The 18,952-nt window shown below is 47.7% G+C and carries 11 protein-coding genes; 8 read left to right on the plus strand and 3 right to left on the minus strand.

Translation table 11 applies throughout. The features are described 5' to 3' along the window. Window positions 1-83 precede the first annotated feature (83 nt). Genes ACJJIM_RS04015 through ACJJIM_RS04030 form a run of 4 tightly spaced genes read left to right on the plus strand, consistent with a single transcriptional unit; the run spans window position 84 to window position 5,917 of the window. A complete protein-coding gene (locus tag ACJJIM_RS04015) occupies window positions 84-1,514 on the plus strand; it encodes a TolC family outer membrane protein (protein ID WP_413664901.1) in 1,431 nt (476 codons plus the stop codon). After that, a complete protein-coding gene (locus ACJJIM_RS04020) occupies window positions 1,511-3,715 on the plus strand; it encodes a type I secretion system permease/ATPase (protein WP_444912454.1) in 2,205 nt (734 codons plus the stop codon). The genes ACJJIM_RS04015 and ACJJIM_RS04020 overlap by 4 nt, the downstream gene beginning before the upstream one ends. Before the next feature lie 21 nt (window positions 3,716-3,736). Continuing rightward, window positions 3,737-4,993, plus strand: coding sequence for an HlyD family type I secretion periplasmic adaptor subunit (locus ACJJIM_RS04025; RefSeq protein ID WP_413664902.1), 1,257 nt, complete (start codon window positions 3,737-3,739; stop codon window positions 4,991-4,993). 12 nt (window positions 4,994-5,005) lie between these two features. Beyond that, window positions 5,006-5,917 (plus strand): transglutaminase-like domain-containing protein, encoded by a 912-nt coding sequence (locus ACJJIM_RS04030; protein WP_444912455.1) that lies wholly within the window; start codon window positions 5,006-5,008, stop codon window positions 5,915-5,917. A 36-nt stretch (window positions 5,918-5,953) separates the two neighbouring features. Here the strand turns inward: ACJJIM_RS04030 and ACJJIM_RS04035 are convergent, their stop codons facing one another. Continuing rightward, complete coding sequence (locus tag ACJJIM_RS04035; RefSeq protein ID WP_413664904.1) at window positions 5,954-10,723, minus strand: CapA family protein; 4,770 nt, start codon at window positions 10,721-10,723, stop codon at window positions 5,954-5,956. Between the two features lie 638 nt (window positions 10,724-11,361). Here ACJJIM_RS04035 and ACJJIM_RS04040 point away from each other — a divergent pair. Next, the gene (locus ACJJIM_RS04040) at window positions 11,362-12,627 is read left to right on the plus strand and encodes an MDR family MFS transporter (RefSeq protein WP_444912456.1); all 1,266 of its coding nucleotides are present in this window, start codon (window positions 11,362-11,364) and stop codon (window positions 12,625-12,627) included. An 84-nt stretch (window positions 12,628-12,711) separates the two neighbouring features. On the opposite strand, the gene ACJJIM_RS04045 is transcribed toward ACJJIM_RS04040, so the two are convergent. Together ACJJIM_RS04045 and ACJJIM_RS04050 are read right to left on the minus strand one after the other, a co-directional pair. Next, on the minus strand, window positions 12,712-14,748 hold the full coding sequence (locus ACJJIM_RS04045) for an oxidoreductase (protein ID WP_413664906.1): 2,037 nt from the start codon (window positions 14,746-14,748) through the stop codon (window positions 12,712-12,714). 225 nt (window positions 14,749-14,973) lie between these two features. Beyond that, entirely contained in the window at window positions 14,974-15,867 is an 894-nt protein-coding gene (locus ACJJIM_RS04050) for a LysR family transcriptional regulator (protein WP_444912457.1), read from the minus strand. Window positions 15,868-15,975: 108 nt separating this feature from the next. On the opposite strand from ACJJIM_RS04050, the gene ACJJIM_RS04055 reads away from it, so the two are divergent. From ACJJIM_RS04055 to ACJJIM_RS04065, 3 genes are read left to right on the plus strand one after another with little or no spacing between them, the layout of a single operon-like run. Continuing rightward, on the plus strand, window positions 15,976-16,650 hold the full coding sequence (locus tag ACJJIM_RS04055) for a histidine phosphatase family protein (RefSeq protein WP_444912458.1): 675 nt from the start codon (window positions 15,976-15,978) through the stop codon (window positions 16,648-16,650). A gap of 14 nt (window positions 16,651-16,664) precedes the next feature. After that, entirely contained in the window at window positions 16,665-17,897 is a 1,233-nt protein-coding gene (locus ACJJIM_RS04060) for an acyl-CoA dehydrogenase family protein (RefSeq protein ID WP_444912459.1), read from the plus strand. Next, complete coding sequence (locus tag ACJJIM_RS04065) at window positions 17,890-18,942, plus strand: phosphotransferase (protein ID WP_444912460.1); 1,053 nt, start codon at window positions 17,890-17,892, stop codon at window positions 18,940-18,942. The genes ACJJIM_RS04060 and ACJJIM_RS04065 overlap by 8 nt, the downstream gene beginning before the upstream one ends. Window positions 18,943-18,952 lie beyond the last annotated feature (10 nt).

The following is an 18,952-nucleotide window of genomic DNA, read 5'->3' on the forward strand; positions in this document are numbered from 1 at the left end:
TTCGTAGCCACTCTTCGAAACCGTTGATGTCTAGCGGTGAGTGCGTGTTTTATCTCTCCAATAATCAGTGAAAAGTGAACATAGTGGAAGTGTTTAAACGACTATGGAAAATGTCAATGCTATTTGCTCTGGCATTTTGGGCTCTCCTTGCTGAAGCTGACCTCTTTGGTTCGTCTCCCACAGCTGAAGTAATTAGTCCAAGTAAAATGGATGTCGAAGTGAATGATTCACTTAGGCAGTTATCGTTTAGTGAGTATGAAAGGGGAATTAAACGAAATGAACTTAATATCCTTGAAGTCGTGCATCAAGCGGTGGGTTGGCACCCCCTAATTGCAGAAGCAATAGGTAGTCTTTACCAGCAGAGGCAGGGCGTCCGTTCCGCAAGGTCAGGATATTTCCCGCAGTTGAGTGCTGGTGTTGTGGCTGGACATGATTCTGAATATAAGCGTGAAGGTGATGGTCACGCATTTCAGATGAATGTTTCACAGATGGTTTACGACTTTGGCAAAGTATCCAGTAGCGTTTCTGTTGCCCAAGCAGGGGTGCAAAGATCGCAAGCTGAAGTTCTCCAATCTATTGATGAAGTTGCAAGGAGAACTGCAAAAGCTGCAATTGAAGTTCAACGTTACCAGTCACTTCTAATTACTTCTGATGCACAAGTTCAAGGTGTATCTGCTATTGCCAGACTTGTGCAAATTCGAAAAGAACGAGGGGTGAGTTCTCGCTCAGATGTTTTACAAGCTCAGTCTAGAGTAGATGCTGCGCACGCCGCCAAGCAACAGGTTGAAGCCCTGTTGCGTCGATGGCGTAGCACGCTACAAAAATTAACAGGTTTTCAGTCCCCTTTTCGGGTTGCTATGTATGTTCCGGAAGATGTCGCCCAAGCTTGTGACGTTGAATCGTTTAATCTGTCCTCTGTTCCAGAGGTTCTGGTTGCCGAAGCAGATAGAGCTGAGGCAGAAGCGAAACTAAAGTTGGCAAAAGCAAACACTTGGCCGACATTCACTTTGGACGGTAATGTAAATCAATATTTGGATCAAAACTATGTAGATGCCAACGCCCTCAATGAAAATGAAAAAGCCATCTTCCTAAATGTTTCCATGCCTATATACCAAGGCGGAAAAATAGCTGCTGGTCGAGAAGGCGCTAATTATGCTTTACAGTCAGCGGATGCTGCTCGGGATTCAGCTCAGCTGTCAGCAACCCAAAAGTATCGGGAGGCACAAGAGGAGGCAGAAGGGTTAATGCGAAGTTTGGGGGCGCTTAGTGCCAGGGAAAGTGCAATTGCAGAAACAAGGGATCTCTATAAGCAGCAATACTCCACCTTGGGAACAAGAACTTTAATTGATTTGCTCAATTCAGAGCAGGAATTACACCTTGCCCGCCTGGAAAAAAATAATACGATTTTTGATTTGCATTTATTAAAAATTGACTGCTTACATAGTCGTGGCGGTATGCGTGAAGCCTTCAAGCTAGAAGGTATTCAAATTCAGGGCGTGGAGGTGTTGCCTTGAATAATAACCAAATTGAAAGTACTAATGATGGTGAGGGTTCATCTTTAGATACCTCCAATATGGTATCTGACTTTGATCCATGGTGTGAGGCAATTATTGCCATTGCACGATATTATCGTATCGACTGTTCGGCCGAGAGAGTGCGAATAGCGGGAAATTGGGGGGGCTGTGATTCGGTAGAAGGTGTTATTCGTCAGATGTCGCGGCAAGCAGGCTTAACGGTTAAATTTTGCCCATTCACAGAGTCTGCGATTAATTCTTGGAGATTGCCTGTTGTAGCACAAACGATAGATGGACAGTTGATTGTCATCGATTCTGTATCCAAGCAAGAGCAACTGAGTGTTACCTACTGTGGCGATAAAGGCCTAAAAACGAGTGTGCCTCTGTGTGAGTTGAAGAGTCAAATTTTAAGTTTGGCAATATTCCGGCCTAGACGTACAGCGACTGATTCTAGAATTGATGAGTATATTAAGCCCCACGATAAACATTGGTTTCGACGTATTATATTACGGGACTTAAAACCCTACTTTCATGTGATGATTGCTACTACAATCGCTAATTCATTGGCATTAGCAGGCATCATTTTTTCCAAGCAAGTCTATGATCGAGTGATTCCCGCCGAATCATTGCCAACACTTTATGTCCTTTTTAGTGGTGTTGTAGTTGCCATTGTTTTTGATTTCATTATGAGAACCATGCGGGTCAGAGTAACGGATCTGTTGGGAAAACGTGCGGATATTCGTATGTCAGATTTAGTCTTTGGCCATGCCATACGGGTCAAAGATCAGGCAAGGCCAAAGTCTACAGGGACCTTTATTTCACAAATTAGAGATCTTGAAAGAATAAGAGAGTTGTTTACGTCCTCGACAATACTGGCACTCGCGGACCTTCCATTTTTTATACTTTTTCTGTTTGTTATGTGGTGGATTGCAGGAAGCCTGGCATTAATTCCTTTGGTAGCAGTCTTCCTACTGATAATTCCTGGTTTGCTACTTCAGCCAAAATTGGCGACTCTCTCCAAAGAATCAATCAGAGAGGGGGCTCTGCGCAATGCCATGCTAATTGAGACAGTGCAGGGACTTGAAGATATAAAAGCAATGCAGGCAGAGCAGAGATTTCAAGGGCAGTGGAATCACTTCAATGCAATTACCGCCGAATCCAGTCTTAAATTGCGGTATTTGGTAGGGCTGTTACTGAGTTGGACACACAATGTTCAATCATCGGTTTTTGCTGTTGTTGTTCTTTTTGGGGCGCCGATGGTAATGGAAGGGGGTATGACGACCGGTGCCTTGGTAGCAGCCTCGATTCTGGGCTCCAGAATGATGGCGCCAATGGCAAATATAACCCAAGTTCTTAGTCGGTGGCAGCAGGCTAGGATTGCGATGCAGGGTATTGATCAAATTATGCAGCTGCCAGTTGACAATCCTGAGAATGAAAAAAAAGTACAAAAATCAGTTATCCAGGGCAATTATCACTTTCAGCAAACGGTATATAACTACGGAGATAGTGCTGCTGAACCGGCACTGGTTATTTCCGACTTAAAAATACATCAAGGTGAGCGAATTGCGATCCTGGGCAGAAATGGGTCAGGGAAGTCAACCTTTTTACATGCTTTATCGGGATACATCGAGCCTGCCAGGGGGCAGTTGCGGCTTGATGATGTGAGCCTTGCCCATATAGATCCTGCTGATGTCAGACGTGATGTTTCCCTGCTTAGTCAGAAAACTGGCCTTTTCCATGGCACTATTTATGAAAACTTGGTGCTCGGCGCCCCATATGCCAGTGATGAGGAAATTATGTGGGCGCTTGATATGACTGGTGCCAAGGCTTTTGTTAACAAGCTTCCAAAAGGGTTGGGATGCTTGATCCAGGAAGGAGGTTTTGGACTTTCTGGAGGACAAAAGCAATCTCTGCTTTTAGCCCGCCTGCTTCTACGCCAACCAAATGTTCTTTTGTTAGATGAACCTACGTCAGCCCTGGATGAAGCTACTGAGAAGCGGTTTATTCATGCTCTTTCACAGTGGAGTGCTGAGCGCACAGTTGTAGTCGCCACTCATAGAACAAGTATTCTACATTTTGTGGATCGAGTAATAGTTTTAGATAGCGGCAGAGTTGCTTTAGATGAGCCCAAAGATAAGGCGATTTCCATATTGTCACGACAAAAAGGCAAAGATACCCAACAGGGTGAGAAGGTTTCATAGACAAATATTGGCGAGGTAGCCATGTCAAACGCAGATGGTCACGATTTGCTATCACACCCTCGGCGAGAACCAAAACGCGTTGCCCTCCTAGATATAGACTCTCAAAATGACGAAAAGCAGTATGGCGATGATGTTGATGATGCATCTCTGGTTCGTTCTGGAAGAATTGTTTGGGTATTTTTCCTACTTCTTGCAGCGTCAGTGACTTGGTCATATCTCGCTAAAGTGGATGAAGTGTCATCGGGTAGTGGAAAAGTAGTGCCAACTTCACGTTCACAAATTATTCAGTCTTTGGAGGGGGGCATACTTGCTGATTTAAAAGTATCTGAGGGAGATATTGTCGAGAAAGGAGAGGTGTTAGCACAACTGGATCCGACAAAGCTTCGCTCAAATGTAGATGAAATTTCAGCAAGATATAGAGCTGCTCTTGCAAGCGTTTCCCGCCTGAATGCCGAAGTAAATGGAATACCAATAAAATTCCCGGAAGAACTTTCAGAGTTCACCGAACTTATTGCTACAGAAAAGAAGTTATTTGATATAAGACAGCGAGGTCTGGCGGAATCCCTTCGTGGTTCAAAAGAAACATTAGAGTTGGTTAACAAGGAGCTAACTATCACAACTTCTTTACTTGATTCCGGGGCGGCTAGTAGTGTCGATGTGTTGCGTCTGCAACGGCAGAAGTCAGAGCTGGAAACCAAAATTCTGGAAATCAAGTCCGATTATATGGTCAAGGCTCGAGAAGAGCTTGCCAATGTTAGAGCAGAAGTTGAGTCACTTTCTTCCGTAAAAGAGGGGCGGTCTGACTCCTTGACCCGGTTGACTCATCGATCTCCTGTGAGGGGTATCGTTAAGGCTATTGAAGTTACAACAATAGGCGGAGTTGTGCCACCCAATGGAAAATTAATGGAGATAGTTCCTCTGGACGATCAGCTCTTAATTGAGGCAAAAATATCACCTAGAGATGTGGCATTTATCCGTCCTGGACAGGCTGCCAAGGTAAAAATAACAGCTTATGAGTATGCAGTATATGGAGGCTTAGATGGTGAGGTTACGACTATATCTCCAGATACAATACAAGATGAATTTACACCAGGGGAGTATTATTATCGGGTTTTTATCCTAACTGAAAAAGATTCCTTGATAAATAAAGTTGGAAAGAAATTCCCAATTGTGCCTGGGATGATTGCTACGGTGGATATCAAAACAGGATCAAAAACCATCTTTGATTATCTGTTAAAGCCGATTAACAGAGCAAGTGAAGCTTTGCGAGAGAGATAGCGGTGGGAATTGATGCTTGGTAGCAAAATCGCGTTTTCGGTGTTTTGTATTTTTCTCGGCCTTTTTGGTCTTTGGCGCGGTGCAGTAGCTGATAGCAAGAAGGTTACCTTGTCCGCAGAAGTTACTATAGAAAATCACTCTGAACGTGATGTCATAGGGTATATTCACAGATTGTCGATGCCAGTTGAAACTGGATTGCAGCAGTCATTAAAAGAGATAAGATACGAATACCCTGAAAATTTAGTTATCAAGGATCATAAGAAGGGAGATTCCAAGTATTTAGAAGTAAGGCTAGACATACCTGCAGGAAAGGTCGTTAAGCGAAAATTTCATTTTGACCTTTTGTTGAGTTCTTATGATTATGCCAAAATTTCTCGAGGTCGTGAGCCTTATCCGGCTAAAAAATATCTTCAGCCAGCAAAATATATTGAATCAGATGCTTTGGCAATAAAAAAATTGTCCTTGGAAATTCAGAATACGTTTTCTGATGAAGAGGGGCGATTGCGAGCTGCATTTCTCTTACCTCAAGCTGTTATCGAATATAAAATCCAACCGACAAAAGGCGCACTTGCGGCACTCGAGTCAAGAAAGGGCGATTGTACAGAGTATGCAGCTCTCTTTGTTGCTTTGGCCCGTTCAATGGGCTATCCAGCAAGGATCACGTCTGAGTTTCTTTTTACCAAAAGAAAGCAATTTAAACAACCCAATCATCATGCTGCTGAGGTCTATATGAATGGACGCTGGATGCCGGTAGATCCTAATTTGGCTCAGGAGTCTCGATTTGGATATGGATTTGGTAGAGGACAGCTCAGTAAAATTACCCTTACCCGCGATTTTACTTGGGTGTGGTCCAATTTGTGGCCTAAAGAATTTAGGGGAAATGTAGACCAAACAAAGGTCGCTATTGAGTGGAGCTTACAATAGCGACTACTTGTTCTGATATATTTTGTAGACTGAATTTTATTCTGTTTTCAAGGTCTGCCCTGTTTTTTGGAGTTTATCTAGCAGTGCAGGAATAGAGCCAAAATCTGAATCCCGCCTTGAGCCTTTTAAAAGGATAAGGTCTGAATCCTGACAAAAGTCTGTTAGATAACTTACCAAGGCGGGAGCTTCGGAAAAGTGAGGGCCCAATAATTCATCAGGTAGCACCTTGCGAAGATACTCCATCTCCTCGCCATGGGTTATTACCCAATTTACCTGGCTTTGAATAAGAGGTCCAGCAAGGCTCTCATGAAGTTCCTTGGCTTTTTCGCCTAGATGCACGATTCGGCCTAGAACGGCAATCTTTCTTCCTTTATCTTGAGTTTCAGTTTGTGCAAATACGGAAAAAGCATTAAGCATTGAGCTAACCGTAGCATTCCAACTATCATCGATCAGACTAATGGATTTCCCATGTACTTTTATGCGGGTGCGCTGTAGGTGGCTGTCATCTAACTGTAGTTCTTGTAGTTTTAATGCCGCTGCATCGATATCTCTGCCCAAGGCATAGACTGCGCAAATGGAGGCTACAGCATTGTGTAGCATACCGATACTTGGAGCAGGAACGCGAAGTTCCAATTCCCTCTTAGGGAATTTCAGTTGGACCCAGCTACCAGATTCATCGGTACGTACTCCCAGAATACGAACTTCAGCATTAGGACTTTCCCCAAAGATGATGATTCGCTTTGCATGTTTCTTGGCTTTCTTCAATACATAGTCAAAGCACTTTAGATGCTCTCCAGCAATAGCGATAGCGGAGCCAGTAAGACCATCATAAATTCGTGACTTCCAACGAGCAGTATCTTCGACACATTTTACGTGGTGACTAGTTTGAGACATTCCAATTTCGGTTATTAAGGCAATAGTGGGTTTTACTTGATGTGTAATAGGGCCACGTTTCATCCATAGGGCACTTTGAGCAACTTCTATAACTGCGACTTCATGATCTTGATTCAGGCTAGCCATCATCGACGGCGCACCTACGCGAGAGTTATAGTTCCCCATACTGGAAAGTATTTTTTCTCTTGTTCCCAGCATTTGGGTAATCATCTTGAGTGTTGTTGACTTCCCCGCAGTGCCAGTAATCGCTATTACATCACCAGTAAATCGCTCCCTTGCCGCTAAACCTAATTCGACAATAACTTTGATTGGGTCTTTTACTTGGAGTACAGGGAGATCTTTTGGAAGTCCAGCAACGGGTTTGGATACAATTACTCCGGCAATTTGATCGGCAAAAGAAGGGAGTTTCTGGTGGAAATCCCAAAATTTGGTTGGCTTTTTTGAGCTTTGTTCATGGTAAGCTCGATCAAGGTTAGTGTGTGCAACGAATAGAATAGGGTCAAGAGACTCCTCTATAAAGCTACTCCCTGAGATTACGCTTCGGACAAACCATCCCTTTGGGGGAGGGACCAACCATCTGCCGCCTGCAATTGCATTAATTTGTTCTTCGTTCCAAGTTTGACCTGGATGATGTTGATAAATAACCGATGGGAACTCGGTCATATAATTGGGGACTCTGGGACGTGTGGAGGGCTTCTTCCCCAGTAGATTCAGTTGGGTAATCATTCCCCCTACGAGTATGGGTTTAATCTGGGTGGTGTTTGAAATTAGGCCTACGGCTAAATGTAAATGTACAGGTTGAAGTTCATTCTTGGCCGGTGCTCTTATTCCATACAGGTCTCGGTAGATTACCCCCGGCTGCCATTTTGTGGTGGGTACCTGCCAATCACAGGGATCATGGTCCATCGATTTTCCCCAATAAGGCATAGATGTTTCCTTGATAGGGATAGCTCGAAAGTCCAGGCGAAAATCTTCCTGTACTTTCTCGTCAGTAGTCCAGAAGGATTCTACCCACAGCATCTGGCGAGTTTTTATTTCACGGGGATAAAACCTGACACCTAATAATTTAAGCGGTCCGCATTCAAGCGGAGGGATCTGTGCATCCAGGGGTACTTGATCTACTGTCCAGTTTGGACTCAATGGACGCTGCTGCTTAATCGGGTCCCGCTTGTAATGGGTTTTAAAGAGATGTGGTAATTTACGGTATTTTCTATCTGGAGGCGAAAGCAAAATTGTTCCGCTACCATCTGAATTCGGTACTAGGTTTGTTCCCAGAGCTGAACAGGATTTGGAAAATCGTTGGGTAAGCTCTTTTGCGCTATCTCCACTCAACTGCTTGCTAAAGCCAAATCCGACACCTACAGGTACAAAGACAACCTTTTCTATTCCTTTTTCACTTAAGTAAAGCCGAAAGACTCCGCTATCTGCCAAACTTCGCCGAACTGCATCAAATAATAGATCCCCAGCATCATGGATAATTGGCCGATTCTTATAGACTTCAATACCTTGTAGGTTATGCGCACTGGTACCCAAAATACAATCTGCCCCAGCATCGATAATGGCATGTCCAATAGCGATTTCATCTTCGCTGGGCTCGGGTTCTCTGTTGCCTCCCCAGTGGACAGCGACAAGCACTATATGAGCTTTCTCTCGCGCGGCCTCAATTCGAGGTTTCAAATTGTCGAACCAGAGACTGGGCATGGTTAGTGGCAAGTGTGCACATCCGGGAGTATTTGGACCTGCTGCAAATCGGGGTTGTGTAGCATCAAGAGAAAAAATGGCTACATTAAGTCGGCCTGCTGGGCGATATACTGGGGCCAGAGCTTCTTCGATATTGATGCCTGAGCCTGTGTGCCCGATACCGGTTTCGTTGAGCCAATACTGCTGTTCCATTAACGCAGCAGTGCCATAGTCTCCACTGTGATTGTTTGCAGTGACAACAACATCAATACCGGCTTCCATTAATACCGAAAGCATTTCGGGCCGGGCTCGGTAATAGTATGGGGACGATTCGCCTTTACTGATCCCTTGCTCACCCTCAGTTCCGACTACACACTCTAAGTTAACGACGCTTATATCTGCATTTTTTAAAGCAATGACTGTGCCGAGTACTTTTTCGGTGCCAAATTGGGCCGTACGGTAATGCTGCCTCCGGGCTAAGTTAACATCTCCTCCCCAAGCGAGCACTGGTAGTGACTTGTGGGAGTCGGCAGTTGGCTCGACGGTCATCTCTTGGTATGCCTCATCAATATCCTCGGGTGCATTTTTGGGCGTAAGCAGGTACTTTCGATAAGCGACAAAACCAGATAGATAGTGCTCGACATCATCAATACGGATTCTGAAGGCATGGTGCCGGATAAAGAAGCTTCCCAATATACGTTTGGGATTCTTGAAATACATGGCGAATTCAGGCCAGAAATACCCATTTAGAAGGTACATCGCACGCTTATGTAGTGCCCTGTAAAAGTGTTTTAGGTCTACCTGGTCAAGTAAATATTGGAACTCGGGCTCTTTGCCCAAGCGAGTTACCATCTTTTCAGCTGCCATCATCAATTCAAGCAGAGTAGGGAATGTGGTTATCCTATTCTCCACAAAATCCAAATAGCTGGCGAAGTTTCGAATACCGAACTGGTAGTACTTCTCTTCGGGGCGATAAAGGGTTAGTTCATTAACGCAGTAGCTTAACCAATGATCGTGGGCGCGCCAGTGATTGGCTTGAATGAAATAATCAAATGCCTTTTCAACCAAATTTAGCCAGCGTGAATCTTTAGTAAAGCCATAGAGGCGCATCAAGCCAAAGGCAGCTTCACCGTCGTAATAGATGACCCTATGTTTATCTTTAACTTGAAGGTCTGGATATTCAAGAACATGGGAGAACTGCCCGGTGATTGAGTCCTGCATATACTCTATCCCAAGTGCTAATTGCTCCATCAGTTTGGAATACTTGTCGGTTTTCGTTGCCTCAGAGTACTTTACCAGGGCTAACAGTGATACTGCGTTGCCCCCTAGTTTTATTTCATTATTTGCCTCTACCAAAAAAGCTCCCTCAGCACCTGAGGGGAGGGTGGCGGTCTGAATTAGCTCTGTTGTAAGGTGTTCCAGTGATCGATGTATGGAGCTCATTAGAGCTTTGTCGCCAGTAACCTCCCAGGCTTCAATCATCGAATAAGTACTACTGGCATGTCGTAAGTTGTTATAGGTGTCGATCTTCCGGTCGAAACAGGCGTGCCAACCATAGTGGAAGGAGCCATTCTTTTTGACTTGAGAGCTTAAGTAGTTACTGCTGTTTCTAATCAATTCAGAGACAGTATTAGTATCTAATTTTTCTATGACACGTCGGCCGGCATCTAAACCGGGTCCGTAGAGGCAAACGGGCTGACGCTTGGATTCACAGAAAACTCCCTGAGTTGAAAGCAGAAGCACAGTCTTTTCTTCTGAAAAATCCAGCTCGGTATTTATACCGAATCTTTGCTTAGCGTAGGCAAGAAAATTGTTCTCATTAATAATGACATGATCAATCTGATTTCCGCCATAGAGCATGGCATTAGCATTTAGCTCTTGCTCCAGGAATGCTATTTCGCAGTCCATATCAAGTGCGAGGCCATAGCGGAAATACGACCTCTTGGTGTCTTTAAGGATTTCTTCCAAGCCTGCAAATGTCATTGTGCTTTTTTGGGTGACCCAATCGACACGTAACCAACAGGGTTCCATCTTGTGCGACTTTGCTGCCCTTTGGATTGTCTTTGCTAAGGCTTGCCAGGCTTCCGAAATATCCGCCGCCGTTTTATGCTTCACGATGGCGCGATGCTTGGCATCACTAATTGAAAAAAACAAGGTATAGGGGGGGCGTTGCTTACCCAGTGCCTGCTCAACCTGAGCACGCACTTGAACGAGCATGTTGGATAGGGACATGTCGCGACTTATCTCTCTATTAAAAAAGCTTGGCAGTATTTTTTCTGCTGGTCGGCTCGGGTGCTTTTCCTGAACGAGTATAGACGGGGGGGAAGATTCTGCTTTTAGTGGTTTGTACTGGGGTGGTGGTGTGGCAAATATTTTTTTTGTTTTATCTGTCAATTTGGGTTTTCAAAACAAATCTTGTCGGATAGTATTGGGTAACCGTATTCAGAATGATTGTTGTGCAACTCGCTCAGATCATTCTCTATTAACCTGTAATTAACAGTGTGGATTAATACCAAGGTTTAGCCGTAGGGCAGGAGCATTTTCTGCCAAGAAGGAAACCCGGGATCTTATCATCTCGGGTTTTTTTGTCGGTAAATATAGGTTGTTTGTCTCAAATTCATCTTGCTTACTGAAACTCTTCTTTGTCTGCCTCTTAATTTTCTGAGGTAGGCTGCTTGCCCTCCCCCGAAAGATGGGCACCTTGGCCGAATAGTGAGAGAACCTTCCGGGTTTGTATTTGTACCAATATCTTGCGGGGACTCGCCGAGTGGCCTTAGCGCCATTCTTTTATCTGGAACCAGTCAACTTAAACCATACAGGACAGGTGCCTCTATCGAATTGTTGGCAGTGAATCTATTGGAGTAGTAACCATGAATGGGAAGTGGTGGAGAAGCTTGAGGAGCTTCCCTCCGTTAGTTTGGATTATTTTAATTGGCAGTTTTTTTAGCCGCGGAACTTATTTTATGGTCTGGCCTTTCCTGGCCATCCTTCTATTTGAAAAGTTTCACCTCGGCGCGGCTGAAATTGGTTTGATCTTAAGTGCATCTGCCGTTGGTGCTGCTGTGTTGGGCTTCTTTACCGGTGCGCTATCGGATCGCTATGGGCGTCGCAATATGCTGTTGCTCGGCTGCATTGTGAGTATTTTTTCCTTTGCCTTGTTGGCTGTGACGCAAACCTTGGTAGGATTTATCTGTGCGATGACCCTGTGTGCTATTGGTCGCGCGGTGTGGGAGCCGCCGGCGAGTGCGCTGATAGGCGACTTAATTGACGATCAAGCCAGCCGTGAATTGGCGCTGCAATTCCGCTACTTCCTGATTAATGTGGGGGCCGCGCTGGGGCCGATTGTGGGTGTCTGGGCTGGTTTGAGTGCGCAGCAATCCACTTTTGGGCTCACCTCTATCAGCTACTTACTCTTAGCCCTGGCCTTTGTTTGGGGTTTTGCCAGAACCGAGAGCGGGCGTTTAGCGAGTAAGCAAAGGGATGCGGGCGTATCTCTGGGAAATACGCTCTCGGTATTGCGCCGTGATCAGGTATTTCTGGTGGTGATTATTGCGAATATTTTAACGCTGTTTATCTACGCGCATATGGATTCAAGCTTGGTGCAATACCTCACCCGCGCTGAAGCGCCGGGATTGGTAGAGCTGATATCCAGCATGATCTTTGTTAATGCGTCGACGATAGTATTACTGCAGTTTCCCATTATGAAGTTAATGGGGCCGCTGGCCATTAACACCCGTATTGTGATTGGGTTGGGTATTTTGTCGATCTCCCAGATTTGGTATGCCCTAAATCCGGTAGATTGGTTTTGGGGTTGGCTCGGAGCGACTTTTATTTTGAGTCTGGCTGAGGCAATTTTGTTTCCAACCATGAGCATTCAAATTGACCGGCTGGCACCATCCCATTTACGCGGTACCTATTTTGGGGCCTCTTCCTTTTATGCCATTGGCTGGTCGATGGCGCCATTAATTGGTGGAGTGATTATTCAATGGTGGAGTGGCCCGGCCTTATACGGCTTGTTAGTGGCGTTATGTGGAGTTGTGTTCGTGCTCTATCGCCTTACCGAGTATCTGTCTCGCCCTGAGTGGCCTGAGCCTGAGGGAACGGTAGTCGCGGATCGAGTCGCCAATGTCTCCTAGCACGGGATACAGAATTTAAGGGCAAAAAAATACCCCCGCCAACTCTGGTCAACGGGGGTATTTTATTTTGTGATCGCCGGGAAATTAGATCTCGGCAGCGAGACGTGAGCCCTGGTCGATAGCGCGCTTGGCATCGAGTTCTGCGGCTTCATCAGCGCCACCAATCAGATGGGTGGTTACGCCGCGTTCTTGCAGAGCTTCGTATAGCTTGCGTGCAGGCTCCTGACCGGCGCAGACAATAATATTGTCGACTTCCAGTACCTTTTCCTCTTCACCAACGCGGATATGCAGGCCTTTATCGTCAATTTTGTCGTAAAGGGCACCGGCAATCATCTCTACCTTGCGATGCTGCAAGCTTCCGCGATGAATCCAGCCGGTGGTTTTACCCAGGCCTGCACCCACTTTGGTGGTTTTGCGTTGCAACAAATATACCTGGCGCGGAGAGCTTACTGCTTCGCGTGGCTTCAGGCCGGAGCGATTCTCCAGGGCAATATCGACACCCCATTCATTGAAGAACTCTTCCTTATCGCTGGCGACCACTTCATCTTCTGTGGAGTGGGGCCCATCGTGGGTTAGGTACTCCGCTACATCAAAGCCGATACCGCCGGCTCCGATAATGGCAACCTTCTCGCCAACCGGCTTCTTGTGCTTCAGTACATCCAGGTAACCCAGGACTTTATCGCTCTCAATGCCGGGGATCGGTGGAGTGCGCGGCTCGATACCGGTAGCAATAATCACTTCATCAAAAGATTGCAGATCTTCCGCTGTGGCGATGGTATTAAGTTTTACTTCAACACCGGTGACTTCCAGGCGGCGCTTAAAGTAGCGCAGGGTTTCCTGGAATTCTGCCTTGCCGGGGATCTGCTTGGCGATATTGAACTGGCCACCAATCTTATCGCTGCCTTCGAACAGGGTTACTTCGTGTCCACGCTCTGCGGCAACGGTAGATGCGGCCATGCCCGCAGGGCCGGCGCCGATTACAGCTACCTTTTTCACGTTGTCGGTAGGCAGGTAGTTCAATTCGGTTTCGTGACAAGCGCGGGGGTTTACCAGGCAGGAGGTCAGTTTCAGCTGGAAAGTGTGGTCCAGACACGCTTGGTTACAGCCAATGCAAGTGTTGATCTCGTCGGCGCGGCCTTCGGCGGCTTTGTTGACGAACTCAGAGTCTGCCAGGAAGGGGCGTGCCATGGAAATCATGTCAGCCTGGCCGGAGGACAGAACTTCTTCGGCGACTTCCGGCACATTGATACGGTTACTGGCGACTACCGGGATAGACAGGTGCTTTTTCACCTTGGCGGTGATATCGGTAAATGCCGCGCGGGGAACACTGGTGGCAATAGTGGGAACGCGCGCTTCGTGCCAGCCGATGCCGGTATTGATAATTGTGGCGCCAGCTTTTTCGATAGCCTGGCCCAGAGCCACTACTTCATCGAAGTCACTGCCATCTTCTACCAGGTCCAACATGGACAGGCGGTAAATAATAATAAAGTTCTCACCGACGGCTTCCCGTACGCGGCGCACAACTTCGATCGGCAGGCGGATACGGTTTTCGAAGGAGCCGCCCCATTCATCGGTACGCTTGTTGGTGCGTTTCACGATGAACTGGTTAATAAAGTAACCCTCGGAGCCCATGATCTCCACACCGTCATAGCCGGCTTCGCGAGCCAGGGTGGCGCAGCGTACATAGTCATCGATCTGGCCTTCGATTTCCTCGCTGGTCAATTCGCGCGGGGTGAAGGGGTTGATCGGCGCCTGGATGGGAGAGGGTGCGATCAGGTTTTCGTTGTAGGCGTAGCGGCCGGTGTGCAGGATCTGCATACAGATCTTGCCGCCCTCAGCGTGAACAGCATCGGTGACTTCGCGGTGCTGCTGGGCTTCTTCCGAAGTGGTCATCTTCGAAGCGCCCTGGAATACGCCACTCTCTTCGTTCGGGGCAATACCACCGGTTACAATCAGGCCAACGCCACCGCGGGCACGTTCGGCAAAAAAGGCCGCCAAACGGGTGAAGCCATTGGGGTGTTCTTCCAGGTTGGTGTGCATGGAGCCCATCAGCACCCGGTTTTTCAGGGTGGTGAAGCCCAGGTCCAGGGGGGCAAGCATATTAGGGTAGGCTTGGGACATGGCAAATTTCTCTTCTTGTAACCTTTAGGGTTCATTTATGTATATGCAAAAAAGTGCATATCGTTGCCCAGCAGGATAACAAGACGGCCCACTGTGAAACAGTGACTTAACCGGTCGAATTCAGTGATCAATTACGGGCCCCATCTAACCTTGATGCGTCCCATTCTCATCTATAAATAAAGTGTTTTTTAAGGGTTCCCTGTCTCGACGTATACAGAGGCTCATTTACTCCTCTACCAAGCTTACCAACTTGTTTCGCAGCCATTGATTGGCGGGATCGTCGTGTTGATTTTTATGCCACAGCAGGTGCCAGTCCATTTGCGGTATTTGAAACGGAAGCTCAAACAATCGGGCTGAGTACTGTCGCGCCAGGCTGGCGGGGACTGTCAGTGCCAGGTCGGTTCTCAATACCACTAACGGTGCGACCCGGTAGTGCTGGACCCTCAATTTCACATTGCGACGGCGCCCTAACTTGTTCAGGGCAATATCTTCCAGGCCAGGACCACTCCGACGGCTGGAGACATGGATATGTTCCAGCTTCAGGTACTGTTCCAGGGTAAGGCTGGCGGAATCCGCCAAGGGGTGATCCTGGCGCAACATACACAGGTAGCGATCGTTCATCAGTCGCTGTTGTTTTACCTGTGGGGAAGTGGGTACGGGAACATCCAGGGCAAAGTCCAGGGTGTTGGCGGCCAGTTCCTTGACCAGCTGCTCCCTTGGGACCTGGAAAGACTCGACAGCAATACCTGGGGCCTCCTGCTCCAGCACTTCCAGCAGCCTGGGTAAAAGGAAAGTCTCCGCCATATCGTTCATGGAGAGGCGCAAGGTTTTTCTGGCTTCCTGTGGCACAAAATGACGCTGCTCGCTAAGGCTTGCCCCCAGTAGAGAAAGAGCTTCCTGGACCTTCGGCATAATGCTCTCAGTCAGTGGCGTCGGTGCCATACCGGTGGGGCTGCGAGTGAATAGTGGGTCGTCTAACGTACGGCGAAGTCGCGCCAGGGCATTACTGACAGCCGGCTGGGTGATATGCAGTTGCTCAGCGGCACGAGTCAGGTTTCGGGTTGTGTATATCGCCTCCAGCACGGGAAAGAGGTTCATGTCGATCCGCTGTAATTGCATTGCTGTCACCATCATCACTCTCATGAATGATTCAATATTCGCATAATAAACTTTGATGATTCAAATGCTGGAGATAGGGTTGGGGAGATCAAAAGGGGAGGGAAGTAGGTGGCTGAATTTATTCTGGTACGTCACGGACAGGCTTCATTTGAGGCTGATGACTATGACAATCTCTCCGATACCGGCTGGCAACAGTCGCGCTGGTTGGGTGAATACTGGCGGGATAAGGGTATTCGTTTCGACCGGCTGCTGTGTGGCAACCTAACCCGGCATCGGCAAACTTTGGACGGTATTTGCGAGGGGCTGGAACTCCCCAGTGAAAATACCCGCAGTGTACTCCCCCAGCTTAATGAATTTGATTTTCTAGCAGTTGCCAAGCATTACAGCGAGCTATACCCGGATCGGGCACCGGGAGCAGGTGCCAGTCGCGCCGATTTTTATCGATTCCTGAAGCAGGGGATGCTGGCTTGGGCCGCCGGTGAGATCAGTCCACCGGAAACCTGGTCGCATTTTGAAGCCAGAATTGCAGATGCGCTTAAAAACATTTGCGATAGCCCCAAAGGCAGCCGAACCCTGGTTGTTAGTTCGGGCGGTGCCATTGCCATGATGTTGACGCAAATATTGGGTGGCTCAATTTCCACCGTCGCCAATCTCAATATGCAAATCCAAAACACAGCCGTTAGCCGTTTATTTTTTAGTGCAGAAAATATCAGTCTGCACAGTTTCAATCATGTGCCGCACCTGGATCGGGATGGGCGTCACGAACATATCACTTACAGTTGATTGGGCAGGTAGCGATGGAATTTGAATACTCAGACAAGGTAAAAGGACTGCTGGAACGCCTGCAAAATTTTATGCAGGAGTATATCTATCCCGTCGAAGCGATATTTATGCAGCAATTGCAGGAGGATCGCTGGGGAGAGCCGGCGATTTTGGCAGAATTAAAGATTAAAGCCCGGGAAGCGGAACTCTGGAATCTGTTTTTACCGGATTCCCGTTACGGTGCCGGGCTCAATAACCTGGAGTATGCGCCCCTGGCTGAGGAAATGGGGAAAGTGCTTTTTGCATCGGAGGTATTTAATTGTAATGCCCCGGATACCGGCAATATGGAAGTTTTGGCTCAGTACGGTTCTGAGGCCCAGCGGGAACAATGGTTAACTCCGCTTCTGGATGGAAAAATTCGCTCTGCCTTTGCTATGACCGAACCCCGGGTTGCCTCCTCCGATGCCACTAATATTGAAACGTCGATTACCCGCGATGGCGACAGTTACGTTATTAACGGCCACAAGTTTTATATCAGTGGCCTGATGAATAAACGCTGTAAAGTGATGATCGTGATGGGTAAGACCGACCCGGAAAATCCCAATCGTCACCAGCAGCAATCGCAAATCCTGGTACCCACCGATACGCCTGGAGTCAAAATAGTTCGCCCAATGACGGTATTCGGTTATGACGATGCACCGGAAGGGCATGCAGAGGTGATTTTTGAAAATGTCCGGGTGCCCGCAAGCCATTTAATTCTTGGAGAGGGGCGCGGTTTTGAAATTGCGCAGGGACGCTTGGGGCCGGGCAGGATACACCACTGTATGCGCTTAATTGGCCAGGCTCAAAGAGCGCTGGAGATGATGTCGGCACGTGCGGAGCAGCGCATTGTTTTTGGTCGCCCGATGAGCAAGCAGGGATCGGTGCGGGAAGATATTGCCAAATCCGCCTGCGAAATCGAGCAGGCACGCCTGCTGACTCTGAAGGCCGCTGCGCAAATGGATCGGTTGGGTAATAAGGCGGCCAAAGATTTAATCGCAATGATAAAAATTGTCGCGCCACAGATGGCTTGTAAGGTGATAGATCGCGCCATACAGATTCACGGCGCCGCAGGATTGGGGCAGGATTACAGCCTCGCCCATCACTATGCCTATGCTCGGACCATCCGTCTGGCGGATGGTCCCGATCAAGTCCATATGATGCAGTTGGGCAGAAACCTGGCTGCTCACTATGCCGCCGCGGAAAATCATGGAGGACTCAGTGACTGAGACGGTAAACAATTTGCGCAGCTCTGTGGAAGAGCTGCCTGTTGAGCGACTGCAAGAATATTTGTCCGGCAAAGTCGACGGTTTCAATGGGCCTGTAACGGTCACCAAATTTCCCGGTGGTCAGTCTAACCCAACGTTCAAGTTGCAGACCCCGGCGCGATCTTATGTTTTGCGGCGCCAACCTCCGGGCAAGTTATTGAAATCTGCCCATGCCGTAGATCGGGAGTACCGGGTAATGTCGGCACTCGCCGATACTAATGTGCCGGTGCCCAGGGTATTGCACCTCTGTGAGGACCGGGACCTGATCGGTTCTATGTTTTATTTAATGGAATATTGTGAGGGTCGGATATTCTGGAATGCGGCACTGCCGGAAGTTGACGCCGAGCAGCGTAGCGCTATGTACGATGAAATGAATCGTGTACTGGCGGCCATGCACAGTTTGGATATTAATGCCGTAGGCCTTTCGGATTACGGCCGACCAGGTAATTACTTCCAGCGGCAGCTGGACCGCTGGAGCACTCAATATCGAGCCTCTGAGCTGGAGCCCATTGCGGCAATGGATGAGTTGATGGCCTGGTTGGGTGACGTTTTACCGGATGATGATGGGCGTATCGCGTTGGTGCACGGTGATTACCGGCTCGATAATATGATTTTCCATTCTCAGGAGCCCAAGGTCATAGCGCTTTTAGATTGGGAACTTTCCACACTGGGACATCCCTATGCCGACCTCGCTTACCAGTGTATGCAAATGCGAATGCCCGCTGGCAAAGACAAAATGTCCGGCCTATTAGGCTTGGATATAAAGGCCTTGGGCATCCCCTCCGAAAAAGAGTATGTGGCCAAATACTGCCAGCGAATGGGTATTGATGGGATTGATAATTGGCCGTTTTATTTGGCATTTAGCTTCTTCCGCCTGGCAGCGATTGTTCAGGGGGTGGTGAAGCGTGCAAAAGACGGCAATGCCTCCAATAAAAATGCTGCAAAACTGGGAGCCCTGGTAGAACCCCTCGCACAAGCTGCATTGGATATCGCTGCTAACGGTTAACTTGTTAAAT

The organism is Microbulbifer maximicatervae (SeqCode), from assembly GCF_052467615.1.